The sequence below is a fragment of the Bifidobacterium sp. B4081 genome (assembly GCF_026537335.1).
GTDB lineage: Bacteria > Actinomycetota > Actinomycetes > Actinomycetales > Bifidobacteriaceae > Bombiscardovia.
This window is the reverse complement of the sequence record NZ_JAFNMM010000001.1, coordinates 435,830-458,527: the sequence shown is the minus strand read 5'-3', so window position 1 is coordinate 458,527 and position 22,698 is coordinate 435,830. Positions and strand designations below refer to the sequence as shown.

General features: G+C 57.4%; 21 protein-coding genes, 2 tRNA genes and 1 pseudogene. 9 read left to right on the top strand and 15 right to left on the bottom strand.

Annotated features, from left to right (window positions below; all coding sequences use genetic code 11):
- Nucleotides 1-90: 90 nt before the first annotated feature.
- From galE to J3T92_RS01965, 4 genes are all read left to right on the top strand, one after another.
- Nucleotides 91-1,101 (top strand): UDP-glucose 4-epimerase GalE, encoded by a 1,011-nt coding sequence (gene galE / locus J3T92_RS01980; protein WP_267399457.1) that lies wholly within the window; start codon nt 91-93, stop codon nt 1,099-1,101.
- 72 nt (nt 1,102-1,173) lie between these two features.
- Nucleotides 1,174-1,247, top strand: a tRNA-Asp gene (locus J3T92_RS01975).
- Between the two features lie 47 nt (nt 1,248-1,294).
- Nucleotides 1,295-1,370: transfer RNA gene (locus tag J3T92_RS01970), tRNA-Phe, on the top strand.
- A 187-nt stretch (nt 1,371-1,557) separates the two neighbouring features.
- Complete coding sequence (locus J3T92_RS01965) at nt 1,558-2,721, top strand: IS1249 family transposase (RefSeq protein ID WP_267399456.1); 1,164 nt, start codon at nt 1,558-1,560, stop codon at nt 2,719-2,721.
- Nucleotides 2,722-2,800: 79 nt separating this feature from the next.
- Here the strand turns inward: J3T92_RS01965 and J3T92_RS01960 are convergent, their stop codons facing one another.
- From J3T92_RS01960 to J3T92_RS01950, 3 genes are all read right to left on the bottom strand, one after another.
- A complete protein-coding gene (locus J3T92_RS01960; RefSeq protein WP_045924760.1) occupies nt 2,801-3,340 on the bottom strand; it encodes a low molecular weight protein-tyrosine-phosphatase in 540 nt (179 codons plus the stop codon).
- On the bottom strand, nt 3,340-4,008 hold the full coding sequence (locus J3T92_RS01955) for a dihydrofolate reductase (protein ID WP_198182837.1): 669 nt from the start codon (nt 4,006-4,008) through the stop codon (nt 3,340-3,342). The genes J3T92_RS01960 and J3T92_RS01955 overlap by 1 nt, the downstream gene beginning before the upstream one ends.
- 89 nt (nt 4,009-4,097) lie before the next feature.
- The gene (locus J3T92_RS01950) at nt 4,098-4,973 is read right to left on the bottom strand and encodes a thymidylate synthase (RefSeq protein WP_045935665.1); all 876 of its coding nucleotides are present in this window, start codon (nt 4,971-4,973) and stop codon (nt 4,098-4,100) included.
- A 143-nt stretch (nt 4,974-5,116) separates the two neighbouring features.
- Here J3T92_RS01950 and J3T92_RS01945 point away from each other — a divergent pair, with 143 nt between their 5' ends.
- Nucleotides 5,117-5,530, top strand: a complete 414-nt coding sequence (locus tag J3T92_RS01945; RefSeq protein WP_267399454.1) for an OsmC family protein — start codon at nt 5,117-5,119, stop codon at nt 5,528-5,530.
- A gap of 92 nt (nt 5,531-5,622) precedes the next feature.
- Here J3T92_RS01945 and J3T92_RS01940 read toward each other — a convergent pair whose 3' ends face one another.
- The 4 genes from J3T92_RS01940 to manA form a co-directional block, all read right to left on the bottom strand.
- Nucleotides 5,623-6,669, bottom strand: coding sequence for a universal stress protein (locus J3T92_RS01940; protein WP_267399453.1), 1,047 nt, complete (start codon nt 6,667-6,669; stop codon nt 5,623-5,625).
- A gap of 171 nt (nt 6,670-6,840) precedes the next feature.
- Nucleotides 6,841-7,554 carry a C40 family peptidase gene (locus J3T92_RS01935; protein WP_267399452.1) on the bottom strand — a complete coding sequence of 238 codons (714 nt, stop codon included), beginning with the start codon at nt 7,552-7,554 and terminating at the stop codon, nt 6,841-6,843.
- Between the two features lie 69 nt (nt 7,555-7,623).
- Nucleotides 7,624-8,535, bottom strand: coding sequence for a CHAP domain-containing protein (locus J3T92_RS01930; protein WP_267399451.1), 912 nt, complete (start codon nt 8,533-8,535; stop codon nt 7,624-7,626).
- A 292-nt stretch (nt 8,536-8,827) separates the two neighbouring features.
- Nucleotides 8,828-10,213 carry a mannose-6-phosphate isomerase, class I gene (manA, locus tag J3T92_RS01925; protein ID WP_267399450.1) on the bottom strand — a complete coding sequence of 462 codons (1,386 nt, stop codon included), beginning with the start codon at nt 10,211-10,213 and terminating at the stop codon, nt 8,828-8,830.
- Nucleotides 10,214-10,352: 139 nt separating this feature from the next.
- Here manA and J3T92_RS01920 point away from each other — a divergent pair, with 139 nt between their 5' ends.
- Entirely contained in the window at nt 10,353-10,640 is a 288-nt protein-coding gene (locus tag J3T92_RS01920) for a DUF2530 domain-containing protein (protein ID WP_267399449.1), read from the top strand.
- Between the two features lie 37 nt (nt 10,641-10,677).
- On the opposite strand, the pseudogene J3T92_RS01915 reads toward J3T92_RS01920, so the two are convergent.
- A pseudogene (locus tag J3T92_RS01915) lies at nt 10,678-10,968 on the bottom strand (sensor histidine kinase); the annotation flags it as partial.
- Between the two features lie 1,056 nt (nt 10,969-12,024).
- On the opposite strand from J3T92_RS01915, the gene phoU reads away from it, so the two are divergent.
- Nucleotides 12,025-12,702, top strand: a complete 678-nt coding sequence (gene phoU / locus J3T92_RS01910) for a phosphate signaling complex protein PhoU (protein WP_267399448.1) — start codon at nt 12,025-12,027, stop codon at nt 12,700-12,702.
- A 97-nt stretch (nt 12,703-12,799) separates the two neighbouring features.
- On the opposite strand, the gene J3T92_RS01905 is transcribed toward phoU, so the two are convergent.
- From J3T92_RS01905 to J3T92_RS01895, 3 genes are all read right to left on the bottom strand, one after another.
- Entirely contained in the window at nt 12,800-13,654 is an 855-nt protein-coding gene (locus J3T92_RS01905; RefSeq protein ID WP_416378895.1) for a carbohydrate ABC transporter permease, read from the bottom strand.
- A gap of 53 nt (nt 13,655-13,707) precedes the next feature.
- A complete protein-coding gene (locus tag J3T92_RS01900; protein ID WP_267399446.1) occupies nt 13,708-14,481 on the bottom strand; it encodes a carbohydrate ABC transporter permease in 774 nt (257 codons plus the stop codon).
- A 137-nt stretch (nt 14,482-14,618) separates the two neighbouring features.
- Nucleotides 14,619-15,893 (bottom strand): ABC transporter substrate-binding protein, encoded by a 1,275-nt coding sequence (locus J3T92_RS01895; RefSeq protein WP_267399445.1) that lies wholly within the window; start codon nt 15,891-15,893, stop codon nt 14,619-14,621.
- Nucleotides 15,894-16,227: 334 nt separating this feature from the next.
- Here J3T92_RS01895 and J3T92_RS01890 point away from each other — a divergent pair, with 334 nt between their 5' ends.
- Nucleotides 16,228-17,241 carry a LacI family DNA-binding transcriptional regulator gene (locus J3T92_RS01890; RefSeq protein WP_267399444.1) on the top strand — a complete coding sequence of 338 codons (1,014 nt, stop codon included), beginning with the start codon at nt 16,228-16,230 and terminating at the stop codon, nt 17,239-17,241.
- 189 nt (nt 17,242-17,430) lie between these two features.
- Here J3T92_RS01890 and J3T92_RS01885 read toward each other — a convergent pair whose 3' ends face one another.
- On the bottom strand, nt 17,431-17,838 hold the full coding sequence (locus tag J3T92_RS01885; protein ID WP_267399443.1) for a hypothetical protein: 408 nt from the start codon (nt 17,836-17,838) through the stop codon (nt 17,431-17,433).
- A gap of 519 nt (nt 17,839-18,357) precedes the next feature.
- Between J3T92_RS01885 and J3T92_RS01880 the strand changes: the two genes are divergently transcribed.
- Nucleotides 18,358-19,710: a hypothetical protein gene (locus tag J3T92_RS01880; RefSeq protein WP_267399441.1), complete on the top strand. Its 1,353-nt coding sequence runs from the start codon at nt 18,358-18,360 to the stop codon at nt 19,708-19,710.
- Between the two features lie 173 nt (nt 19,711-19,883).
- Here J3T92_RS01880 and J3T92_RS01875 read toward each other — a convergent pair whose 3' ends face one another.
- The 3 genes from J3T92_RS01875 to menA (J3T92_RS01865) form a co-directional block, all read right to left on the bottom strand.
- Nucleotides 19,884-20,624, bottom strand: coding sequence for a phosphoglyceromutase (locus J3T92_RS01875; RefSeq protein WP_267399439.1), 741 nt, complete (start codon nt 20,622-20,624; stop codon nt 19,884-19,886).
- Nucleotides 20,625-20,690: 66 nt separating this feature from the next.
- On the bottom strand, nt 20,691-21,638 hold the full coding sequence (menA, locus tag J3T92_RS01870) for a 1,4-dihydroxy-2-naphthoate octaprenyltransferase (RefSeq protein WP_267399438.1): 948 nt from the start codon (nt 21,636-21,638) through the stop codon (nt 20,691-20,693).
- A gap of 65 nt (nt 21,639-21,703) precedes the next feature.
- Complete coding sequence (gene menA, locus J3T92_RS01865) at nt 21,704-22,684, bottom strand: 1,4-dihydroxy-2-naphthoate octaprenyltransferase (RefSeq protein ID WP_267399437.1); 981 nt, start codon at nt 22,682-22,684, stop codon at nt 21,704-21,706.
- Between the last annotated feature and the right edge of the window lie 14 nt (nt 22,685-22,698).

Here is a 22,698-nt window from a genome sequence, read left to right as displayed (position 1 = left end):
GTGATATACTTAAATTGAAACAAAATAGAACATTTTTACTCAAAATTGAACATGACCGCATCTGCGGTTTTGGATAGGAAAGGCATGCAGATGTCAGTTTTGGTTACAGGCGGCTGCGGATACATCGGCGCCCATGTGGTTCACGCCCTGCAAGAGGCCGGCAAGGAGGTCGTCGTGGTCGACGACCTCAGCTATGGCAGGCCCGATCGGATCGGGAATGCCCGTCTTTACGGCGCTGACGTGGCCGCGCCGGGAGCCGACCAGCGTCTGGCCGATATCATCAATGAGAACGGGGTCGACTCGGTCATCCATTTCGCTGCCCGCAAGCAGGTGGGCGAGTCCGTGGAGAAGCCCATCTGGTACTACCGGCAGAACCTGAACGGCATGATCAACGTCCTGTCCGCCATGGCAAAGACCGAAGCCAAGAAGTTGGTCTTCTCCAGCTCGGCCGCAACCTATGGAGAGCCTCCGGTCGACGTGGTTCCCGAGGATGTGCAGCCCATGGTCCCCATCAACCCCTACGGCCAGACCAAGCTGGTCGGCGAGTGGATGGCCCGGGCCTGCGAGCAGCCTTACGGCATCCGCTTCTGCGCCCTGCGCTACTTCAACGTGGCCGGCTGCGGACCGGTCAGTCTGGAGGACCCGGCTGTCCTCAACCTGATTCCCATGCTCTTCGACAGGCTGCGGCAGGGCAAGGCACCCGCCATCTTCGGCGACGACTACCCCACCCCCGACGGCACCTGCGTGCGCGACTACATCCACGTCTCCGACCTGGCCGACGCCCACATCGCCGCCCTGGACTACCTGGACCGCGACCAGCGCCGCTATGACGCCTTCAACGTGGGCACCGGCCAGGGCACATCCGTTCGCCAAATCGTGGAAGAAGTCAAGAAAGTGACAGGTCTGCCCTTCACCGAGGCCATCAAGCCCCGCCGTGCCGGCGACCCGCCGCACCTGATCGGCGACCCCACCCGGATCAACACCGAGATGGGCTGGCATGCCAAGTACGGCGTCGAAGAGATTGTCGAATCGGCCTGGAAGGCCTGGCAGGCCAACCCTGCCCACCACATCGACACCGATGGCTGGCAGCAGCAGGACTAGGCAGCGACGCGCCGGGGCTTGCATTCCCCCGGCGCTCATGTAAACTTTCCTCTTGGCTGTTCAAGCAGCCTCGGCTCCGTAGCTCAGTTGGTTAGAGCGCCGCCCTGTCACGGCGGAGGTCACCGGTTCAAGTCCGGCCGGAGTCGCTGGGAACGGTCTGACCCGGTTTTTCCGGGTCTTTTCGACTGTTCATGGCTCTGTAGCTCAGTTGGTAGAGCGAGCGACTGAAAATCGCTAGGTCAACGGTTCGATCCCGCTCGGAGCCACCAGCCATTAAGCCCCTGAGATTCTTAAGGAATCTAGGGGCTTAATTGATATTTCATGGGCTATAGGAACTAAACGCGTTGTTTATGTTGGGGGTTTGGCCTTGTGGCTGTAAGCGTGTTGGGTGGTTGTTAATAGGTCGGGTTGTTAATAGGGGTCTTGCAGGGGTGCCCGTTCCTGTTCGATTGGGGAATGAGAACCAGATCGAAGAGGGCCAGGCATTGCCCCATATGCCATGGGCGGATGCGCAAGCATGGGCGCAACAGATCAGGCACGCAGCGCTGGATGTGTCCGTCCTGCTCGATCACGTCCACCGCGCGCAGGCAGGACCGGGCCCGCGCCGCGCAGTTGAGGGAGTTCCTGGACTGGCTGCTGACGGGCAGGACCCAGGAACAGATGGGGGCCATGGGCGCCAGGGCCTGGCGTAAACGGGTCGGCTGGTGCTGGAACATCAAGCCGGCAATCACACCGGACGGGGTGGTCCATCACACGCTCATGGCCGACGGCACGTGTATGGCACACGGCTGGTGCCTCCTGATAGCGATCGACGGGCAGACGGGCCAGGTCATCGACTGGCAGTGGTGCCATCAGGAGAACACGGCGGCCTACACGGCCCTGTTCTCCCGCATCCCCGGGCCCGACGTGCTCATCACCGACGGCCTTCGCGGCGTGCAGAAAGCCTGCCATGCCTGCTGGCCGGGCACGCGCATCCAACGCTGCCTGGTGCACGTGCAACGCAACACCAAAACCGACCCGACACTCAAACCACGACTTCAGGCCGGCAAGGAACTCAAGCGACTCTCCGACCAGCTCACCCGGGTCCATACCATCGAGGAAGCGGTGCGTTGGGGTGAGGCCTTGAACGCCTGGCACGAAAGATGGAAAACCCTCATCGACGAACGCACCATGGCCAAGGACGACCCAGCCAACCCCAAAGCCAGCCACCAATCCTGGTGGTGGACCCACCAGGAACTCCGCCGCTGCTACCGCAGGCTCGAACACCTCTTCCAAGACAGGCAGCTCTTCGCCTTCCTGGAACCCGAACTCACCGCCGGCGGGCCAGTGGAACGCACCACCAACCGGCTGGAAGGAGGAGTCAACTCACCCATCAAACGCACCCTCCTGCAACACCACGGCCTACCCGAGAGCCACATGAGACGCGCCTGCGAATGGCACTGCTACATGAAAACCGACAACCCCGACCCCGCCAGCCTGATCAGGGACGAACACCACCAGCCACAACCAGCACCCAAACGGGAAACCAGACAGGAACAGGACGAGCCCGAACACTACGGCACCGCCATCAACTGGAACGAGTTCCACACACCAGTCAGATACCCCAACACCACACTCTGACCAACACACAACCAAACCCACACACAGAACCTAAAACAACGCGTTTAGTTCCTATAGGCCTATTTCATGCATCTATCGTTCAGGACAACTGTCTGGCCACCCAGTCGACGATGTAGGGCGCCGTGTGCTCGATCTGATCGATGGCCACCTCGAACTCATGGGGGCCGCCATACCAAGGGTCCACCAGATCGATTTGACTCTCCCGTCCCGGTGCCGGCTTGGGCAGGTCCGGGTCGAAGCTGCGGTACAGGTGAACAGCGGATCGCTTGCCGGAGGGCAGCAGACGGAGAAGGGCTCGCATATGGTCGGCCGTCATGGGCAGCAGCAGGTCGGCATCTTCGGCCTCCTCCCGGGTGATCCGGTGGGCGAAGTGGTCAGCCGGCACCTCATAGCCCCGCTCGCGCAGAACTTTCTGAGCACGTCGATCTATGGGGTTGCCGAACTCCTCGTCACTGACTCCGCTGGATTCCACCCTGACCTGATCCTCATCCAGTCCGCGATCTTGGAAGAACTTGCGCAGGATGACCTCAGCCATGGGCGACCGGCAGATGTTGCCGGTGCAGACGGTCATGACGTTGTAGGGACCCCGTGAGGCCTTTCCTTCAGAATCCTGACCCATCAACGCACCTTCCCATAGGTGACGTACCGGAACCGCGGGATGGCAGCCGCCTGGTCTGGTTTGGCCGGGGTCATCCACCGGGTCTTATCACGCACATGCCAGAACCGCTTGTTGACCAGCTCCTCCATATCGGGCACAAAGACGTCGGCCGGGGTCTGCAGGTCCAGGTCGGTCACGTAGGCCGCATCCGCCAACGGAAAGAAGGTGCTGAAGACCCCTGCCCCGCCGATGACCCATATTTCACTGCGATCCATCCCATCGTCGGGAATGGCTTCCTGCCTGGCCAGCTCCAGAGCATCGTCGGCCGCAGATACCACGGTAGCGCCGGGTGCATGGAACCCTGGATCGCTGGACAGGATGATGTTGTCCCTCTTGGGCAGGGGCCGCTCCCCCATGGACACCCAGGTCCGCCGCCCCATGATGACAGGATGGGATACGGTCAGCTCCTTGAAGTGCCGCATGTCCTCGCTCAAATGCCAAGGCAGGGCATTGTGGTAACCGATGGCGCCGCGCCGGCCGTCAGTGGCCCGCGCCTGCGCCCAGATCATATTGACCGATGAGCGGCGGCCTATCTCTTCTTCCTGATGCCGCCATTCCTCATCGCCTAGAAGCCCGGCCTGACCGGGCTCGGGTTCGTGATAGCCGCTGCGACTATTGTCATGCTCCATCTGTTGTGTTCACTCCTCATGGTGAGTAGATATACGAGTACATTCTAATCTTCGGATTCGACGGTGCCCGTATTCGGCCCAGCGCACCATCAGACCGCCACCGGGGCCTTGATGGCGGGATGGCACTGATAGTCCACCACCTCGAAGTCTTCGTACTGGTAGGAGAAGATGGAGTCGGCCTTGCGGATGCGCATGGTCGGGTAAGGATAAGGTTTGCGCGACAGCTGCTCCAGAACCTGCTCCACATGGTTGTCGTAGATGTGGCAGTCGCCGCCGGTCCAGACGAACTCCCCAGGCTCAAGATCGGCCTGCTGGGCCATCATCAGGGTCAGCAGGGCGTAGGAGGCGATGTTGAAAGGCACCCCCAGGAACATGTCGCAGGAGCGCTGATAGAGCTGGCAACTCAGCCTGCCGTCGGCCACATAGAACTGGAAGAGCGCATGGCAGGGCGGCAGGGCCATGCTGTCAATCTGGGCCGGATTCCAAGCGGTGACGATCATTCGACGGGAGTCCGGGTGGGTGCGGATCAAATCCAGCACCTTGGCGATCTGGTCGATGGTGTGATGGGGGTCCTCAGGGGTCGGAGCGGGCCAGCTGCGCCACTGGACCCCATAGACCGGACCCAGATCCCCGGTTTCCGGGTCCGCCCACTCGTCCCAGATATGCACACGGTTCTCCTGCAGCCAGCGCACGTTCTGCGACCCCTTCAGGAACCAAAGCAGCTCATAGGCGATGCCACGGAAGTAGACCTTCTTGGTGGTGATCAGCGGGAAGGAACGCGACAGATCGAATCGCATCTGCCGCCCGAACAGGGATATGGTCCCGGTGCCCGTCCTGTCGGACTTCAGGGTGCCCTCGCGCAGGATGGTGCGCACCAGGTCCTCATAAGGAGTGGGAATGTCCGAGTCGGGACGCTCGGGGATACGTGTACGGATGCGCTGCAGTTCTTCGGAAGTCAAGGCCATGCGGCCATACTATCAAGTCCTCGGTCAGCTGAGCGCGCCCCGGTGACGAAACACACAGTCTGGGTTAGATTGGAGGAGCAGGTCCGGCCACAGGCTCGGATCAGGATGACGCACCCGGCCGGGTGCCGGACAAGGAGGAACAGATGGGCAAAAGACTTTGGGTCGAACGCGACAAGGACGGCACCTGGAACGCCTATGGCGACAATGGGGCCCACATCACCTTCGGCAAGGGCGAAGGCCAATTCAACCCGGGCGACCTGATGAAGATCGCTCTGGCCGCCTGCGGAGCCCTTTCCAGCCAATTTGCTGTGGAGAGCGCCCTGGGCAAGGACAAGGGGGCGAAAATCGTGGTGGACGGCACCTATGACGCCGACGATGACGCCTACCTGAGCTTCGACGAGCAGGTGGACGTCGATGCCACTTCGGCCAGGCTGGCCCAGGATGATGCGGACAAGCTGGAGGAGCGAGTCCGCCGCCATATTGCCAAGTCCTGCACGGTGGCGCACACCTATCAGCGGGAGACCCCGGTCAGGATCTCCGTCAAGGTTCGCCACTGACCTGATAGCGGCAAAGGGGCGGGGGCTCCCAGGTTCACGGAACTTTGGAGATTCCCGCCCTTTGTCATCGCTTTTTTCGGATTGACTTGCCTCTACTCCTCGTGTTCGGGATCGATGGTCGACTCCAGGTCAGCCAGCTGCTCAGGCTTGGCTGAATCCACAGAGACCCGCTCCACGCCGGTGATCTCAGCAACATCGGTGGTTTCGGCAGCGTCAGCTGCAGCCTTGAGCCCGGACTCCTCGGCCTCTACGTACTTGCGCGGTACTACGTAGACGGGGCTTACGGCATGCTGCAAGAGCCCCTGGCTGGTCGATCCCAACAGAAGTCCGGTGAAGCCGCCGCGGCCACGTGAGCCGACTACGACCACGTCATGGGTTTTGCTAGCCTGGGTCAGAGCCTCCACAGCCGACCCTGGCACCACAGTCTTGTTGATGCGCAAATCCGGATAAGTCTTCATGAGCGGGGCGATTCGGGTATTGAGGTCATCCAGGTAAGAATCCATGACGCTGCGCTCCTCAGCCGAACCTGTGCCAGTCAGTCCGGAAATATTGGGTACTGCCGACATGACATCCAGTTCAGCATTCCAGCTATCGGCGAAGGCGGCGGCGATCTGCAAGGCCTTAAGACCCCACTTGGACTCGTCGGAGCCCACAGCAACCCGCTTGATGTCGTTGCTCAAATGCATCAGATTGCCGTCGTCATCGGTATAGGGGACGACCACAATAGGACAGTAAGCATAGGCTGGCAGGCTGGAGCTGGTGGTTCCCAGTAGACGCTCAGCCAGGCCGCCCTTGCCCCGGTTGCCTATGACAATCAGCCGGTAATTGCGGCTCAGCTCCACGAAGACCGATGAGGGATCCCCCGTCACGATTAGCGTGGCTGCACTGACACCCTGCTCGTCAGCGATGGCCTTAGCCTTGGAGAGAATCTCCTGTGCATCGTTGTGAGCCGCCACGTCGTCTCCCATGGTGGTGTATGTCGCGTCGAAAGAGACAGCCGCATACGAGGGAAGGGAATAGGCGCAGACGATTTGCAGGGTCAACCCTGCATGCTTAGCGTAGTTGGCAGCCCACCACGCCGCTTTGTAGCTGGCGTCCGAGCCATCAACGCCTACCAGAACAGCCTTGTCGTTGCTCATCCGACGACCTCCTTTAAACTAGACGATGACAAACCGACATCGCTCCTTCTGTCAGAATATCGCATGCAGACCAGATCAATAAGTTCGCAAAGGCCAACACGCGAGGAATCTCGACTCTGAATATGCAAAACGCCCCACAAGGGGGCGTTATTACTGCATTAAAACTATGCCTCAGACCAGACGTCGATAGTTGAAAGTCTGGTAGACCTCCTGAACCATAACGCTCTGGCCGGGAGCCGGGGCATGAATCATGCGTCCACCACCGACATAGATCCCGACATGGCTACCGTCAGGAGCCACCATCAGATCGCCAGGCGCCGGATCTGTGACCGGCACGCCCATTGAACCCTGATCGGCAGCTATGCGAGGCAGACCGATGCCAAAGTGGGCAAACACATACTGGGTGAATCCTGAGCAATCGAAGCCTCTGACAGGATCGGTCCCCCCGTACACATAGGGAACCCCTTGGAATTGAAGAGCATAGTTGACCACATTCGCACCCGTACCGGTGGCCGGAACGTCAGAGATCCGATCAGCAGCACCGCCACGAGCAGCTGAACGACTGACTTGCGTAGCCTGACGCTGGCTGGCCGCCACCTGGGCCTGCTGGGCTTTGGCTTCAGCATCCTTCTCAGCCTGTGATTTGGTGGTGGGAACGTTTAATGACTCAACGCCACCCCAATGGCTATCCTTTTCGACAATAGTGGCAGTCGACTCGGTAAGCAGGTCGGCACGCACTTTGCTGCCGGGGGTGAATGAACGCGACGAAGTGACTGCGGCTTCACTGCCGTCGCTCGCCTGAGCTGCGGCGGGCATACCGATGAAGAGCGTGCCACAGATAGTAACCGCTGCCATCATGCTCACATACTTGCGTGTATTTTTCATCGTGCACTACTCTATCACGTGTTGGGAACAGGGATTAACTTTGGGGAGCACAATCCGCGCAACCAAGGATCAGTAATGGATATAGAGCAGAGCGTGCACGTTGGTCAGGGTGCGTGAGTAAGTCTTCCCATTCATCACGGCGCCGCACTCGGAGGTGACAATGGAGCCATCGGGATTGATCTTCTCAACAATAGCCACATGGCCGTAGGTGGAATCGGAACCCTCCTGGCTAGCCTGGAAGACCACGATATCGCCGACGTTGCGCGGCGTGTCGTCCACCCAGTAGCCTAGGACACGGGCAGAACCCGACCAATCCTTGGCATTGCCCATGTGAGAACCTACCGGCAGACCCAGCTGATGACGACGGACATAGGCCCACCAAGTGCATTGGCTGAACTCATAGGCATTGCCCACATCGCCAGTGGCGTGATTTGGATTAAACCCTGTCGGCAGGACCGATCGGTTGGCATCTATCAGCGCCGCCACGACCGGGTTGTTTGCCGAGGATTTGGACATCTGCTCAGTATCGAGCGCAGACTCACCCAGGTCCCAACTGCCCTCGTTGCGTTGTGAGGCCGTCGACAGGGGCTGACGGTAGTCGGAACGAGAGACCCTTGCACCACCATTTACGCTGGAGGAGCCATCGGAGGATGTGGGAGTGACCAAATTGATGGCGACGCTGTCTGCCAAAGACAGGGACCAGTCACTCCGAGCCTGGCTAACGGCCATTGAGGAAGCAGCTGCACCGACCAAAACTGTCAGGGCCGAACCAGTCATGATATGGGAGCGACGGGCTGAGGCCTTAGCCGCCAGACGAATGGAGCGACGGGTTCGAGGGGCTACTTCGTTGAGCTTAGCCGCCAAGGCATCATCAATGCCCTGAATGCCGGCCTCCTGGGTTACGTTCACCGATCGACTGGTCGGCGAACTGCCGACACCTGCGCCTCGCCTGGCCGAAGCCCTGTGCGCAGCATGCTTCATCTAGAATCACTCCCGTTTATGTTCCGACGCGACTTTCGTGCCGTATCACGAACCATCACAAGGCAACACCATAACGCAAAGAGGACCCCAGACCAAATTACCTGAATTGTCCACACCGTCTACTCAAGCACGGCTTCAGTGGTCACTCATCTCCGATAACCACAAAATACGTTAAGGTTATACGGTCACGCGGCGGACATGAGCAGACCCGCATGCGTGCCGTCCGCCACGGCGTGTCTATCGGTTCTGAACTCTGCCTGGTCCACCCTGAGCGAACCAGGCCCATAGGAGGTCAGACCGGGGTCGACGCCAGAAAGAAGGACCCGTCAGCATCGTTGGAATCCTCAGGCATGGTGATGTCGACACGGCCATCTTCGGAGGGAATGAAGAGGGCCTGTCCCTGGTCCAGCACGCGGGATTGGTCAGCGGCTACACAACGGATCTGCCCGTCAGTACAGACGATGATGCGGGGTCCCCTGCGGGGAATCATCAGGCGGCGCGGCCCCAGACGCTCTATCAGATCCCCGTAGCGCTGCTGAAGTCTATTGAGCAGGGGCCAAGTGGCTCCGCCTTCTTCCACGTGCCCGTAGACCAGCATGTACTCGTTGATCTTGGGCCGGTAGGTCACCATGTTGTGCATGATCAGGGTGGCAATCATGGAGCTCGATGGGTCGATGGGGGCTGAAGGCTGGCAGTCCAGGCTGTGCAGGAGGTTAGGAATGTCCCGATGCTTAGGGGTCATGCCAGCCCTTAGCACATTGTCGGAGTTGGTCATGATCTCTGCCGCAGTGCCATGGATGTATGCGTGAGGCGTCCCGGCGGGGATATAGACCGAATCACCCTCCTCCAGGTCCACAGGATTGAGCATGAGCAGACAGAGCACAGCCGGGTCCTTCGGAAAGGCCTGAGCAGCACACAGAGCATGGTTCAGCACAGCTCCCGCCCGTCTGGACCGTAGCCGCCCAGCAGCAGCCTCCAAGGCTTCCCCCAATCCTCGGGCTTCCTCTGGCTCAGCAGTCACAGCAGCGTGGAAGGCCCGGAAGATACGTCGTCGAGAGTCCGGCCAAATCATGGAGGAGACCGGCATCATTGCATCGGCCGCAGCAAAACGTGCCGGAGGAACCCCCAGATGGAAGGTACGGGCGGTCAGCGCCTGGGTCATCAGCTCGGCCAGAGGGTGATCCACGGCGCGCAAGAGGGTCAGTTGCATGGAGATAGTCGCAAAGCCTACACAGGCCTGGAAGGGCTCCAGGGCTACCACCATCTCGTTCTTGGCCAGACTGTCATGAAAGGAACGGCTGGGATCGTCGTCAGGCACCCCCAGAGCGTTCTCCCGGTTGAAACCGGCACGAGCCTCAAAATCCAAGGGATGCACCTGCAGGGACAGAGGAATGCGGGCAGAGATGATCTTGAACAGGTAGGGCAGTGTGGGGCCGAAGAGGCGGGAGTCGCGCTCCCCCAGCATGGCCATGGGATTGCGGCGAATGGCCTCGGTCAGCGGCATTAGCGAGCCATCGGGCAGGGTCAAGGGCGAGGGGGATTCGGTGTGCCCGCTGAACCACATCTCCGCCAAGGTATCCTGCTGGCGTTCGTCTGACTCGTGCAGATGAAACATGCGCTGCAGTCGGTCATGTGAGCCCCAGGCGTAGTGCTTCTTCACAGCTTGGATCGGATACACGCACTCCCCTTTCCACGGGAAATCCCTCCATGGGCCGGTGTATACGAACCCACCAATCCTCGTCATAATAAGACAATGCCCGAAGCTTGGGCAAGGCGTGGGGGTCGCCGCATGTCATTGCTAACGGTACAGTGGTGGTATGAAGCTGGCTCCCATTTTCGACCCGGCCGCCCGCAGACCATCGCCTCGGCCCGTGCAGGTGGACCTGCGACGCATCTTTCTGCTCGGAACTGGGGCATGGATTCTGGCCCTGGTTGTGGTGGGCATCCTGGCTCTGACCGGAATGACGGTTACCAAACCCCTTATTGTCTGCCTGTCCGGGGTCGGCGTGGGCATCCTGCTGATGATCTGGGAACATTCCAATCGCTGGGATTATCGCCGTCTGGCCCAGCCACCGGACCCTGAGCCAAAGGAAGCATCAGCGTAAAGGTGCTCCCCTCTCCCGGTGCACTCCAGACCATGACCGAGCCATGGTGGGTCAGAGCTACATGCTTGACGATGGCCAGCCCTAGACCGATACCTACGGCAGTCTCTTCACTCTGATTGTCGGCACGGTAGAAGCGCTCGAAGATCCTATCCTGGTCTGCCTTGGATATGCCTCGGCCGTGATCAACCACCCTGATTTTTGCGTAGTGTTCGTCATTCGAGGACTGAGCCACCAGGGAAACAGTAGAGCCTGAAGGTGAATAGGAGATAGCGTTCTCAACCAGCTTGGCCAGGGCCACTCTGATCTGTTGTCCGTCGCCGTGAATCATCAATGGTTGGTCACATCGCCATCGCAGGATCACATGTGACTGATCAGCTCCACCCTGCTCATCCTGCACCACTGCACCTATCTGCTCAGCTACGTCAAGCACGTTCCCCTTGCTGGGTTGGATCCGCTCCTGAGCCCGAATCAGCAGAAGTAGATCCTTGAGCACATGCCCCAGATAGGCGCTGTAACGCTGGACCAAGGAAGCATCCTTGGAAACTCTGTGCAAGTGGCTGCGAAGCAGGTCCGGATCATCCCCTTCCAGGCAGGAAGTGTTTTTCAGCTGTGCCGCTAGCTCCTCTAGGGCTTGGACCGGCTTGAGCATCTGCTCGGATACATTGGTCATGAAAGCATCCCTGGTCCGAACGAACCTGACCGAATCGCTCACATCATCGATAAGCACCACGACCAGGGACTTGTCGATACGCCCCACGGTAACCTTGAGCCAGTTCCTTCTGGATACTGCCTGAGCCTGAACATGGCTCGCATTCCCAGGATCCTCAACATCCTCAATATCCCAATCATCGGATTCGGGGCTCTCGGCTGCGGCATCCAGAGTAAATTCAATAGGCGTTCGCGTGGTCAGATTGAAGGTACGTCGACCGCCCGAGCGGCGTACCTGCGCAATGGCCTTGATGATCTTCGGATTCGCTATCTCATCGTTGCTGACGATTCCCAGCCTGTAGGCATCCGGGCTGGAGCGAACAACGTCGTCATCGCCATTGACCACAACCGTGGCGGCGGGAATGAGCGCCAGCAGTGCTTGTGTCGAACCCTCCAATGCCTCACCATCAGCCTGTTCACCATCCTTGCTCCAGTTGCCCATAAGACTGCGAAGGCGGTCCATGAACCGTCTCATAAGGACTTCCTTCCAGTCCGGTGCCGATCCCGGACGCTGCGACATCAACCAAGTCTCATCTGCAGTTCCGGATTTATTCTCGCATATCCGACATTGATTGTCGCTCCCATGGTCCGACATTCTTCGAAACTAGCTTTTTCTTGCCACCTTGCTCACATAGACTGGAGTTATATCGTTGACCGAGGCCGAAAGGGAAGAACAATGCGCGTGATTTTCAACGAAGAGCTAGGGCTGGTGGCCGACGATCTCGATCGGATGGCCGCCAAGGTCCGCGATGCCATCAAAAAAGCCGGGCGTTCCCTGATGGACAGCGACGTAGAGACGGCCCAGCAAGTCATCGACGGGGATGCCGATATAGACAACCTCCAGTCCAGCATCATCGATCAATGCATCAGGCTCCTGGCCAAGCAGAGCCCAGTGGCCACTGATCTGCGGGTGGTGGTCTCCACACTGAGCCTGTCTGCCACCTTTGAACGCATGGGAGACCTGGCCAGGCACATCGCCGAGACGGCAAGGCGCTCCTACCCTGAACCGACCCTGCCCGACGAGGTCATCCCCCTGTTCAAGCAGATGCAGGACTTTCTGGACGTCATGGCCGACCGTCTGGTCGAGATGCTCTCCGACAGAGACACGACCATAGCCGAGCAGATCATCGTCAGCGATGACCAGATGGACAAGCTCCACCAGCAGACATTCGGCTATGCCCTCTCAGACGACTGGAAGGGGACCAGGCAGCAGCTGATCGACCTGGTCCTGGTGGCACGGTTTATGGAGCGTCTGGGAGATCATGGCGTCTCGGCGGCCCGGCGCGTGGTCTACATCGTCTCAGGTTTCGACCCCTCCAAGGACCCCAAGGACCTCGACCTCGATCTGGACTGAATGAACGACAAAGGAACGACCTACTACTTGACAGTTAATCGATTGGGTGGCGGGCCGTTCCTCTTTTATGCTCGAGTGGTGTTGAACCCAGAGTCGCCTATTTTACAGAGCCGCGCACCACTCCGGAGATGACCCACCGCTGAGAGAATATATAAACGATCAGCAAGGGAGCCATAGCCATCAGGTAGGAAGCGAAGGCTACCGTGTAATTGGTGTTGTATTGCCCCTGAAATACATACTGAGCTAATGGCAGGGTCCTGGCACCAGGGTCCGTAAGTACCACCAACGGCATGATGAAGTCGTTCCATGCCCATACGCAGGTCAGAATTCCTACGGTTGCATTCATCGGCATGAGAAGCGGGAAAATAATCTGCCAGAACACCCTCCAAGTCGATGCCCCATCAACCCGAGCAGCCTCTTCCAACTCCATGGGAATGGAATGCAGGTAAGTCGTATACAGAAAGATGTTCATCGAGAACCCGTACAGCGTATACAGCACAATCAGCCCTGCTTGGTTATCAAGACCGAGCAATCCTGTTTCTTTGACAACCGGGAGCATCACGATAGGGAACGGGATGAACATGGCTGCCAAGAAGTAGTAGTAAGCGATCTTAAAAAAGGGCCTGTGCATATTCCGGGCTAGTGCGTAGGCCAAGACTGAGCTGGTCAGCAGAGTCAGCACAACTGAACACACCGTGATCATGGCCGTGTTCATAAGCGCCCTGGGGAAATTGGTTCGGACCCAGGCCTGCGCAAAATTGCCCCAATGCACTGGATTGGGCCATTCAAAGCCTGTCCCCTTAGCCAGCTGTTCAGGGCTCTTAAGCGCGACCGCCACTGCAAAATACAGCGGTACAAGAACAGTCAATGAGCATACCGCCACCAGGGCTGTCAACCACCAATTGACCCCATGGAAATGCCTTCCATGACCGTTTTGTGTATGTGAATTCATGCCTGAAGACTTTGCCGGAATGGCATTCATAACTTGACTGGAGGTCATGGCGCTTAATCCTCCTTTGGATTAAGGTAACGAAGCTGTATGAGTGAAAGAAAAGTGATGATCAGGAAGAGAATGGCTGCATCAGCGGACTGGTAGGCAAATTCGCCGCCCGTGAATCCACCCTGATAAATCTGCAGAGTCACCGATTCAGTAGCCATACCTGGCCCACCATCGGTCAAGGCCACTATCTGATCGAATGCCTGCATGAAGTTCTTGATATTGAGCACCACGTTTATGGTTACGTAGCCCATGATCAGCGGCAATGTAATGGACCTGAAGGCCTTAAACCCTGTGGCTCCATCAAGCGAAGCCGCCTCATAGATATCGACAGGAATAGTCTGCAGGCCAGCCAGGTAGATGATGATCGCAAAAGCGCAAGCCTGCCATACCGTCACGATAACGATAGGCACCCAGGCCCAGTGCTCATTGGTCAGGACGTTATCCCTGAGCAGAGGAACTGCTGAGAAAATCTTCGGTACTGACTTGGAGAAGAAGAATTGGAAGACATATCCGATGATTAGCATGGACAGTACGTAGGGAATGAAAAAGATGCCCCTGAACAGGTTCCTAGCCTTGATCCGGGCATTCAGGGCCAACGCGATCGCCAAGGAAATGACATTGGTCAGGATTGTAGCCACCAGTGAAAAGAAAATTGTGAACAAATATGAGTGGAGAACCCTGTCATCCCCAAATAGATTGACGTAGTTCGAAAAACCTACCATGTGCCATTTTCCGTAACCGGCATAGTTGGTGAAGCTGAAGAAGATGCCGGCCAGCATGGGGATGGTGTGGAAGATGGCGAAAAGGATGATAAAAGGCCATACCATCCAGTAATAAGTGGTCTCAGCAAATCGACGATTCCGGTGAGTGCCTGTGGCCACTCTCGTCTGTGTCATAGTCATGCGTTTGTCTCCGATCACTCGATGGTTCTGGCCGCAACCTTGCCCCACTCTTTGTCGAGTGTGGTGAGGGCCGAGTCCAGGTCGCCGTCCAGCATGGCTTTATTCAATATCGGGTTGTAGCTGATGCTGGAGGGGATCTGGTGATCCGCGTATCCCTGGATCCTGCCAGAATCAATCCAATATTTGGCCGGCTTCATGGCCGGATTCTCGTCCACGGGAATAGACGAGAGCGAAGGAATAAGCTGTTGTGATTTGACGAAACGACGCTGAACTTCGTCCGAGTACAGATAGTTGATAAAGGCCATGGATTCCTTCTCATGCTTGGGATGTGCACCCATGGTGATCGCTACATCTCCGCCAGAGACGAGAATGGCTTTATCGGCTTTGTCCGTGGGATAGGGGAAGAAGCCTACGTGCATCTTCGGATTGATCTGCAGGACCGGCGCCATCGACCAGTTCCCTGCCAGGAGCATGGCTCCCTTACCACGAGCGAAGGCGGAAGTTCCGTCCTCGTATGTCATGGTTCTCACGTCTTTGGTCGAATGTTGGTAAATCCAATAGAGCCGTTTCATCAAAGGTTTAAAGTTTTTCTGGAAGGAAACGGGCGAATCCGGCCCTACCTTTTTACCTTCGGCACGCATTTTGTCCCAGAACCCATCGTTGTCGTAGTAAGGAGCCAGACCGTCGAAAGGCGTTGAAACACGATTGGGGTCGCCCAATGTGCCAATGAAAGGGGCAACGCCGTCGGCTTCCAGAATGGCAACTGCCTGCTCAAGATCCTTCCAGGTCTTGGGCACCTTGATGCCATGCTGCTTGAACAAATCGATGTTATAAGTGATGCCGCATACGTTACCGGCATAAGGCACAATATTTATCTGCCTGCCATCTCGTCCCAACCCATTGATCACAGATTGCATGACCGGGCGGATCCTGTGCCTTATAGGCGTGTCGCTAAAATCATAAAATACCCCTGCCTTGGCCATCTTTCCCATGCTTCCGTTGGGATTCAACGCTATGACATCAGGCGTGCGATCCTTGACCAGAAGAGCTCTCAAGGCTGTGTCGGCTGAAGAGACCTGATTCTGTACCACTTTGATATCCGGATGCAGTCTCTCGAAGTCCGCAATAATCCTGGAGTAGTCTTCCACCGCCTCTGGTTTGGTCTGAAAGAAGCTGAGCGTCGTCACACTGACGCCTCCGGATCCACCGCATGCCGACAGAGGTGCCAGAGCCACGGCAGTAAGAACTGTCGCAAGCATGCGCACAAATGTGTTTCTCGTCATCTTCATTGACGTTTCTCCTCTGCCCCGTTCAAGCCGTCACGCTGCAATAAGACGGCTCGACCTGTGGTTAAACCAGTCGAAATGGGATAAACAGAAATCATCATTGACATTCCGGCCAGTTGATGTAAACGTTAGCACGCAAGTTATCCCCCTGCAAGTTCTTTAATAGCCCAGCCATTCAGCTAGTTTTCTTTCTATTAGGTTTAAACCTAGCTTTGTAGACCTGGTACAAAACAAGTCTCTCTTGAAAAAATGAATAGTTAATGTATACGTATCCATCATTTGAGCAGCTATGATAAGATCTTGCAGGCAAAAGCCCTAGCGAAAACAGGAGGGCACTGTGAGCGCATCCATTCAAGACGTAGCAGATCGTGCCGGGGTTTCAATAGCAACGGTATCCCGTACTTTCACCCTCCCCGACAAGGTTCTCCCACAAACAAGGGAAAAAGTCCTCAAAGTCGCACAGGACCTGGACTACACCATTTCACGATCTGCTTCAGCATTGAAATCAGGCAAGTCGGCACGAATCGCCTTCCTGACTGGCGGAGAATTGGACTCCTGGTATGATTCGCATGTTTTGGCTGGCCTCAATTCCGTCCTTCATGACGCAGGGTATGATATCGCTCTATACGCCGTTTCGGATGAGCAGGAACGCCATGCATTCTTTTCGGATATGTCTATCAAACGCAATGCTGATGCTGTGCTTGTGGTCTCTTTCCAAATACCATGCACAGAGGCCGACAAATTAGCCACGACAGGCATCCCGCTTATTGGGATCAACACTGAGCCAATTCCTGAATTTTCGGCAACCATAGGCTTAGATGAGACCAGCTGCATAAAACTGGTCATCAACCATCTGGTCAACCTTGGGCATCGCAAAATCGCCTATGTCTGTCTGGATCCAGAGACTGAACATTTCAAATGGAACGGTCAGGCACGTCTGCAGGCATTCCGCTCTATATGCTCCGAGCTAGGAGATCGGGTGAACCCCACAGTCGTGTATGCTCCCAAGGACGATACCAGAGCGGACTTCGCCTTATCCCAGCTGTCCAGATTGGACCAGTGCCCAACAGCCATAATCTGCATGAATGACGAATACGCCCTTCCTCTGCTTTTCTGCATGCAGCGTTCGGGATGCGCAATCCCCCGAGATGTTTCGATTGCAGGTTTCGACGATTCGGCTTACGCCCATGAGATCGGGTTGACCACTATCCATCAGGATCCCTATGAGATGGGAAAAACATCCGCTCACACGCTTCTCAAATTGCTAGAGGGCGAGAACCCTGACACGTGCGTACAAATTCAGCCATCCTTCCTGGCCGTTCGCAGCACAACCGCCCCTCCGGAGCGCTGACTCTCAGCCGCCATATCAAGAGCTGACTTTTCATAGGCCCAGTCCTCACATTCCAAGCCATTCGAAGCACATGTGCGGCAGCAGGCTCATAAGGTCTTTGGCCTTTGCTGATGTATACGTTATCATGTGCTTGGAAGCATGGATGTAACCATATGGACTCCATGACCATGGATGGGCCCTCGAGCATGCTTATGAAGCGATACCCGCGTCCCGCAAACTTGCTGAAAGGAGCAGTTGATGCCGTTGCCAACCTCGGATCAACAAGAAACCAAAACAGAGAAAACCTTGATGGGATTCAATGCAAAGGGCGCCGCTGGCAACCGTGCAAGCTTCTTTGCCGCCGCAGGCCTCGAATGGCCTGACGATACAGTCATGGAGTACGACCTGGGCAGATACACTGATTATCCTTTCAGCGTCGACATCTCCAACAATCGCCTTCTGGCTGCCCTGGACAGGACTGGACAGGTGCGACGCGCGGTTGTTGCAGTAGGGCGCCAGGATATGCGAGGCAAGACCATTCCCGGTGTCTATGTGTACAAAAAGCTGGCCTTCTGCGAAGGGCACATTGGAATGCAGATCAGATGCCTGAACCGTCAATGTCTATCACCGGCGCTTAGCTTCATAGACGACCTAGTACCAGTCTTCGATGCATCAATAAGCGATTTGCACAGCCAGACTATCGTCTTCGTGCCCCAGAAAGGCGCCAGCAGACCTTTGTGCCTGATTCAGCTTTGTCGACTCATCAATAGGGGAACGACGTCTTTAGACGTAAACGTATTTAATCTGTCGTCAACGCGGGGCAAGGATGGCACAGAACTTTTACCCTTGAAATCCAATCTTCTGGGCGAATCAGACAGTCCTATCGCGCGCGACACATGCAAGGCCACGCTCCGACTTGCTCCAGGAGAAAGTCGGAGCGTGGCCAGTGTCTTCGATTTTTCGGAGCGAGAGGATAACCTTCAGATATTTAACTCTATCCAGGAATGCCGGAAAGCTCTGAACGTTACCTTGAAAGCCCGTAAGGGCAGCTTAGGCAAGGTGCAGATTCTGGAAGACCCATGGTATGGTGAGCTCATCACCCGGTCGGCGGAACTAGCCCGACAAAGCCTCCTCCTCTTGGCAGACGGCAAGGCGGCTGGCTCATTCTGGGGATCCAACGCCAACCCACTCCCCGACGTATGGACCAGAGACTTCGGTTACTGCGCCATGGGTCTGGTCGACAGCGACCCTGACCTGGCCAATCCCATGATTGAATTCCTTGCGCAGTATGGCATACCCGACCATGCTTGGGAACGCGAGTCCAGAATGCACCCCGAGGCCAGCGGATTCGAACACTCCTTGGGCAATTCCTGCCTCGCTGCAGTTCTGGCTTCCATGTTGGTTCATCGTCATGGCCGCAAGACATTCACCGTGGACCAAAGTACATTCACCCAATACGTTCGTGGGCTGGCCGCTGATCTTATCGCCGAACGACCTGAGCAAGGACAGCTTTATGAGACTCTTTACATTTCGGACGGGCCGTCACGCGGCGACTACCATACTGGGTCCAACATACTGGCCTGGAAGGCAGCCACGGTCATGGCCGAGGACTTCCCGGATCTTCTGGATGCCGATCAGACAAGACAGCTGAAACAGATAGCCGAAGAACTTCGCCAGTCGCTTGACCAGAAATGCGTCTGCAGCATTGATGGCCGGCCCATGTATGTGGAAGGAGCCGATAGGGACGGGAGCATCATCGGCGTCCATGACGGAGAGGAAAGCGACTTGACTCTTGCCTCAGTTTATGGATTCACCAGCCGTGACGACGAGCGCATACGCAACCACGCCAGATGGGCCCACAGCATCAGAGACCCGTATTATGCCCCGATTACGGGCGGCATCGACTTCTGGGACTTTGACGACAGCAACGGAATTACCTATCCCGGCCAGATCCATGGCCTCTGCAGGGCGAATACTCGAGAAGAACTCAGAGATGCCTTGCTTGAGCTGCGCAGAACCACCGATCTGGAGGGGTCCTTCTGGTGGTGGCCCTTCGAGCATGCTGAGCAAGAACCTACCAAGGTGAAACGTGGCCTGGGCAAGTGCGGCTGGTGTGCGGGTGAATTCGTCAGTTTCTTCCTGCACGACATCATGGGAGTCGAACGCGACCAGAACGCCCGCAGCATCAGAATCGCTCCTTACACGCCCTGGCGCCGCTTTAGCTGGAAGGACCTGGCCTTCTGCGGCGGCCAGGTCGATTTCGAGCAAGAAGACGACACGCTTCGTTTCACGAACAGAACCGATGAACCCCTGCATGCCTATTTGCAAATTGCCATGCAACCGAACACCATGCTGGAAGATGTCACGCTCAACGGCCAGAGCAGACGATACCAAGCCAGCGTCATCCATCTTCACGATGGCTCCGCAGTCGGCGTGGAGGAGCAAGTCGAACCTGGGCAAAGTATCGCCTTGGCCATAAAGACCAGATAGGCACCCGCACGCAGGAACGAGAGCATTGTTCCCGCCCTTTCCCGTCTGAAAAAGTATTAGGAATACGAAAAGGTGGCGCCCTCCACAAAAGGAGACGACGCCACCTGAATAACTTTGGATGCTCTGCATTCAAAGTCCGACTCACATCATCGGATAAATCTATCTAAAAGATCTCACTTCTGGCCCTGGGCCGCCACAGCAGCAGCACCGGCGGCGGCGGCCTCCGGATCCAGGTACTCGCCGCGAGGCTTGATGGGCTTGAAGTTCTCGTCCAGCTCGTAGACCAGGGGGATGGCCGTGGGGATGTTGACCTTGGCGATCTCGTCCTCAGTCAGGTTGTCGAGCATCTTGACGATGGCCCTCAGGGAATTGCCGTGGGCAGCGATCAGGACGGTCTTGCCGGTCTTGAGTTCCGGGACAATGTCACTCTCCCAGTAGGGGGTGACGCGCTTGACCACGTTGGCCAGCGCCTCGGCGCGAGGCACAGGTGCTCCAGCATACCGCGGGTCATGGGCCTGCGAGTATTCGTCGTCAGGGTCGATCTCGGGCGGCGGGGTGGCATAGGAGCGACGCCAGAGCATGAACTTCTCGTCGCCGTACTTCTCGCGGATCTCGGTCTTGTTCTTGCCCTGCAATGCTCCGTAGTGACGCTCGTTCAGCCTCCAGTCGCGCTTGACGGGGATCCAAAGGCGGTCTGCCTCGTCCAAGGCGATGTTGGCGGTGTTGATGGCGCGGCGCAGCAGTGAGGTGAAGACGATGTCGGGCAGAACACCCTTATCCTTGAGCAGCTTACCGCCCTTACGAGCCTCCTGCTCGCCCTGCTCGGTCAGCGGGACGTCCACCCAGCCGGTGAATTGATTGGTGTTGTTCCATGCGCTCTGGCCATGCCTGAGCAATACTAGTTTGTAGGTCATACTAAGAATTCTAAGACCTGAGAGGGACTGTTTGGAGACCTACAGCTCCCCTTACAGAGCGGTCACTTAAAGCAGGCAGACACCCAGCCAGCAGAACCCTGTCAGCAGATCCGTATAGCCCGACAGCGCGAACGCCCTGCTGAAGCGGTTCCGGCAGCTGGCCACTGTGGTGGCAATGGCCAGGATCAGGATAGGCAGCAGGCAGAGCAGGCGGGGCCAGGCCTCCGCAAGGGGGCCGTCAGACAGGGACCATGACTCGAACACACCCAGGATCACAGCCAGGGCATAGCAGGACCCCATCAGAATCAGCGTGCCTTTGGCTCCGATGAATGAAGACAGCGTGTACTTGCCGGCCAGAGGGTCCGCGTCAATGTCCCGATAGTTGTTGATCTCCAGAACGGGGATGCAGACAAGACCGCCAACCAAGGCACCGATGAACCCGTGAAGGTCGATGCCGCCGGTCTCCAGGTATTGGGTGGCCAGCACGCCCACCAGGCCGAAGAAGATCATGATGCTCAGTTCGCCCATGGCCCTATAGCCGTAGGGGTGTTTGCCTCCCGTGTAAAACCAGGCTCCCAGCAGACAGAAGATGCCGACCAGGATCATCCACCAGTGGCCAGTCACCCAGCAGAGAATCAGACCGGACAGGCAGGCCATAAGGATGTTGAGGTAGGCAGACAGCAGGACCTTGCGAGGCTCCACGCCACCAGCCACCCCTCTTCTGGGCAGATCGGGCACCGAGCCGTCAGCGCCTGCGGCCGAAAGGCTGCTCCGGCCCTCGTCAGTACCTCTGATGCCGTCGAAATAGTCATTGGCCAGATTGCAGGTGCTATGAATGAATACAGCAGTAAGACAGCATAAGAGGACGATCAGCCAGAAGCGCGCATCCGGCACCAGCCCTTCGTTGAACAGCTGCCGCAGGGCCACCGCCGTACCGATCAGAACCGGCGTGGGTGAGCAGAGCAATGCCGAGGGCCGCAGTGCGTCCTTGTATTCATGAAGTGTGATAAACATGATTGCCTGATTATGCACGTAATCGCTCGAAAGCCGGGCTACTCTCCTACGAGAGGGCCAAGATTTCACAGCTGCAGGAGCAGTCCCGCCGACCAGCATAGGGCTGAGACCAGGGTACCCTTGCCTGCCATGCCGAAGGCCTTGGGCACCTGGCCACGGGCAAAGGCTCGGCAGATCAGCAGGAAGACAGCGGCCACTGGCAGGAGGACCAGCGCAAGAGGAAAGCCGGGCAGACCACGTCGCATGACAGCCGGAACGAACTGGATTAGGCCCAGAACCAAGCTCAGGATGTAGACCAAGTAAATGGAAACAGCCGCTGCGCGCGCTCCCACCAGAACCGCGTATGTGCGCTTGCCGGCACGACGGTCGTCATCCAGGTCCCGGTAATTGTTGAGCATGAGCAGGCTCACGGCATTGAGTCCGCAGGCGCAGGCGCCCAGGATGCCAGCGACATCAACCCTATTTATGAGAAAGTACTCAGTGCCCAGGGTGGCCACCAGACCGAAGAAGATGAAGACGCTGACCTCACCCAGCCCGTGGTAGCCGTATGGATGCGGGCCGCCCACGTAACACCAGCCGGCGACCAGGCAGCAGATCCCAACCAGGATCATCCACCAGTGACCGGTCAGCGCCATGACTGCCAGACCCATCAGACAGGTGAAGGCCGCCGAGATCATGGTGGCGTAAAGCACCTTCCTGGGCGGCACGCCGGCAGCCACCAGACGCCTCGGTCTGCCGGAGACGACCTCTTCGCCGCCACGACCGGAATCAGTGCCGCGAACACCATCGGCATAATCATTGGCAAAGTTGGCTGCAATCTGCATAGACAGGGCGAGCAGGACCAACAAGATAACGATCAAGGCCAACCGTCCCGGTGTGGCCGCATTCAGGGCGGGGTCGACAGGTGTGGGCGAGCATGAGCTGGTGCACTGTTCCAGAAGCTGTGACCGCTCCAAGAGTGCAGCCGAAGCGCCCACGCAGACAGGCGCCACCGAGGCAGGCAGCGTTCTGGGACGCATACCATCCACCCACAGCCTGATATTCATGACCGTCCCTCTCC

Excerpts from the sequence above, each read along its gene's own strand:
- galE (WP_267399457.1), top strand. The coding sequence starts at position 91 with ATGTCAGTTTTGGTTACAGGCGGCTGCGGATACATCGGCGCCCATGTG.
- J3T92_RS01965 (WP_267399456.1), top strand. The coding sequence starts at position 1,558 with ATGAGAACCAGATCGAAGAGGGCCAGGCATTGCCCCATATGCCATGGG.
- J3T92_RS01960 (WP_045924760.1), bottom strand. The coding sequence starts at position 3,340 with ATGGGTCAGGATTCTGAAGGAAAGGCCTCACGGGGTCCCTACAACGTC.
- J3T92_RS01955 (WP_198182837.1), bottom strand. The coding sequence starts at position 4,008 with ATGGAGCATGACAATAGTCGCAGCGGCTATCACGAACCCGAGCCCGGT.
- J3T92_RS01950 (WP_045935665.1), bottom strand. The coding sequence starts at position 4,973 with ATGGCCTTGACTTCCGAAGAACTGCAGCGCATCCGTACACGTATCCCC.
- J3T92_RS01945 (WP_267399454.1), top strand. The coding sequence starts at position 5,117 with ATGGGCAAAAGACTTTGGGTCGAACGCGACAAGGACGGCACCTGGAAC.
- J3T92_RS01940 (WP_267399453.1), bottom strand. The coding sequence starts at position 6,669 with ATGAGCAACGACAAGGCTGTTCTGGTAGGCGTTGATGGCTCGGACGCC.
- J3T92_RS01935 (WP_267399452.1), bottom strand. The coding sequence starts at position 7,554 with ATGAAAAATACACGCAAGTATGTGAGCATGATGGCAGCGGTTACTATC.
- J3T92_RS01930 (WP_267399451.1), bottom strand. The coding sequence starts at position 8,535 with ATGAAGCATGCTGCGCACAGGGCTTCGGCCAGGCGAGGCGCAGGTGTC.
- J3T92_RS01920 (WP_267399449.1), top strand. The coding sequence starts at position 10,353 with ATGAAGCTGGCTCCCATTTTCGACCCGGCCGCCCGCAGACCATCGCCT.
- phoU (WP_267399448.1), top strand. The coding sequence starts at position 12,025 with ATGCGCGTGATTTTCAACGAAGAGCTAGGGCTGGTGGCCGACGATCTC.
- J3T92_RS01905 (WP_416378895.1), bottom strand. The coding sequence starts at position 13,654 with ATGAATTCACATACACAAAACGGTCATGGAAGGCATTTCCATGGGGTC.
- J3T92_RS01900 (WP_267399446.1), bottom strand. The coding sequence starts at position 14,481 with ATGCTGGCCGGCATCTTCTTCAGCTTCACCAACTATGCCGGTTACGGA.
- J3T92_RS01895 (WP_267399445.1), bottom strand. The coding sequence starts at position 15,893 with ATGAAGATGACGAGAAACACATTTGTGCGCATGCTTGCGACAGTTCTT.
- J3T92_RS01875 (WP_267399439.1), bottom strand. The coding sequence starts at position 20,624 with ATGACCTACAAACTAGTATTGCTCAGGCATGGCCAGAGCGCATGGAAC.
- menA (WP_267399438.1), bottom strand. The coding sequence starts at position 21,638 with ATGTTTATCACACTTCATGAATACAAGGACGCACTGCGGCCCTCGGCA.
- menA (WP_267399437.1), bottom strand. The coding sequence starts at position 22,684 with ATGAATATCAGGCTGTGGGTGGATGGTATGCGTCCCAGAACGCTGCCT.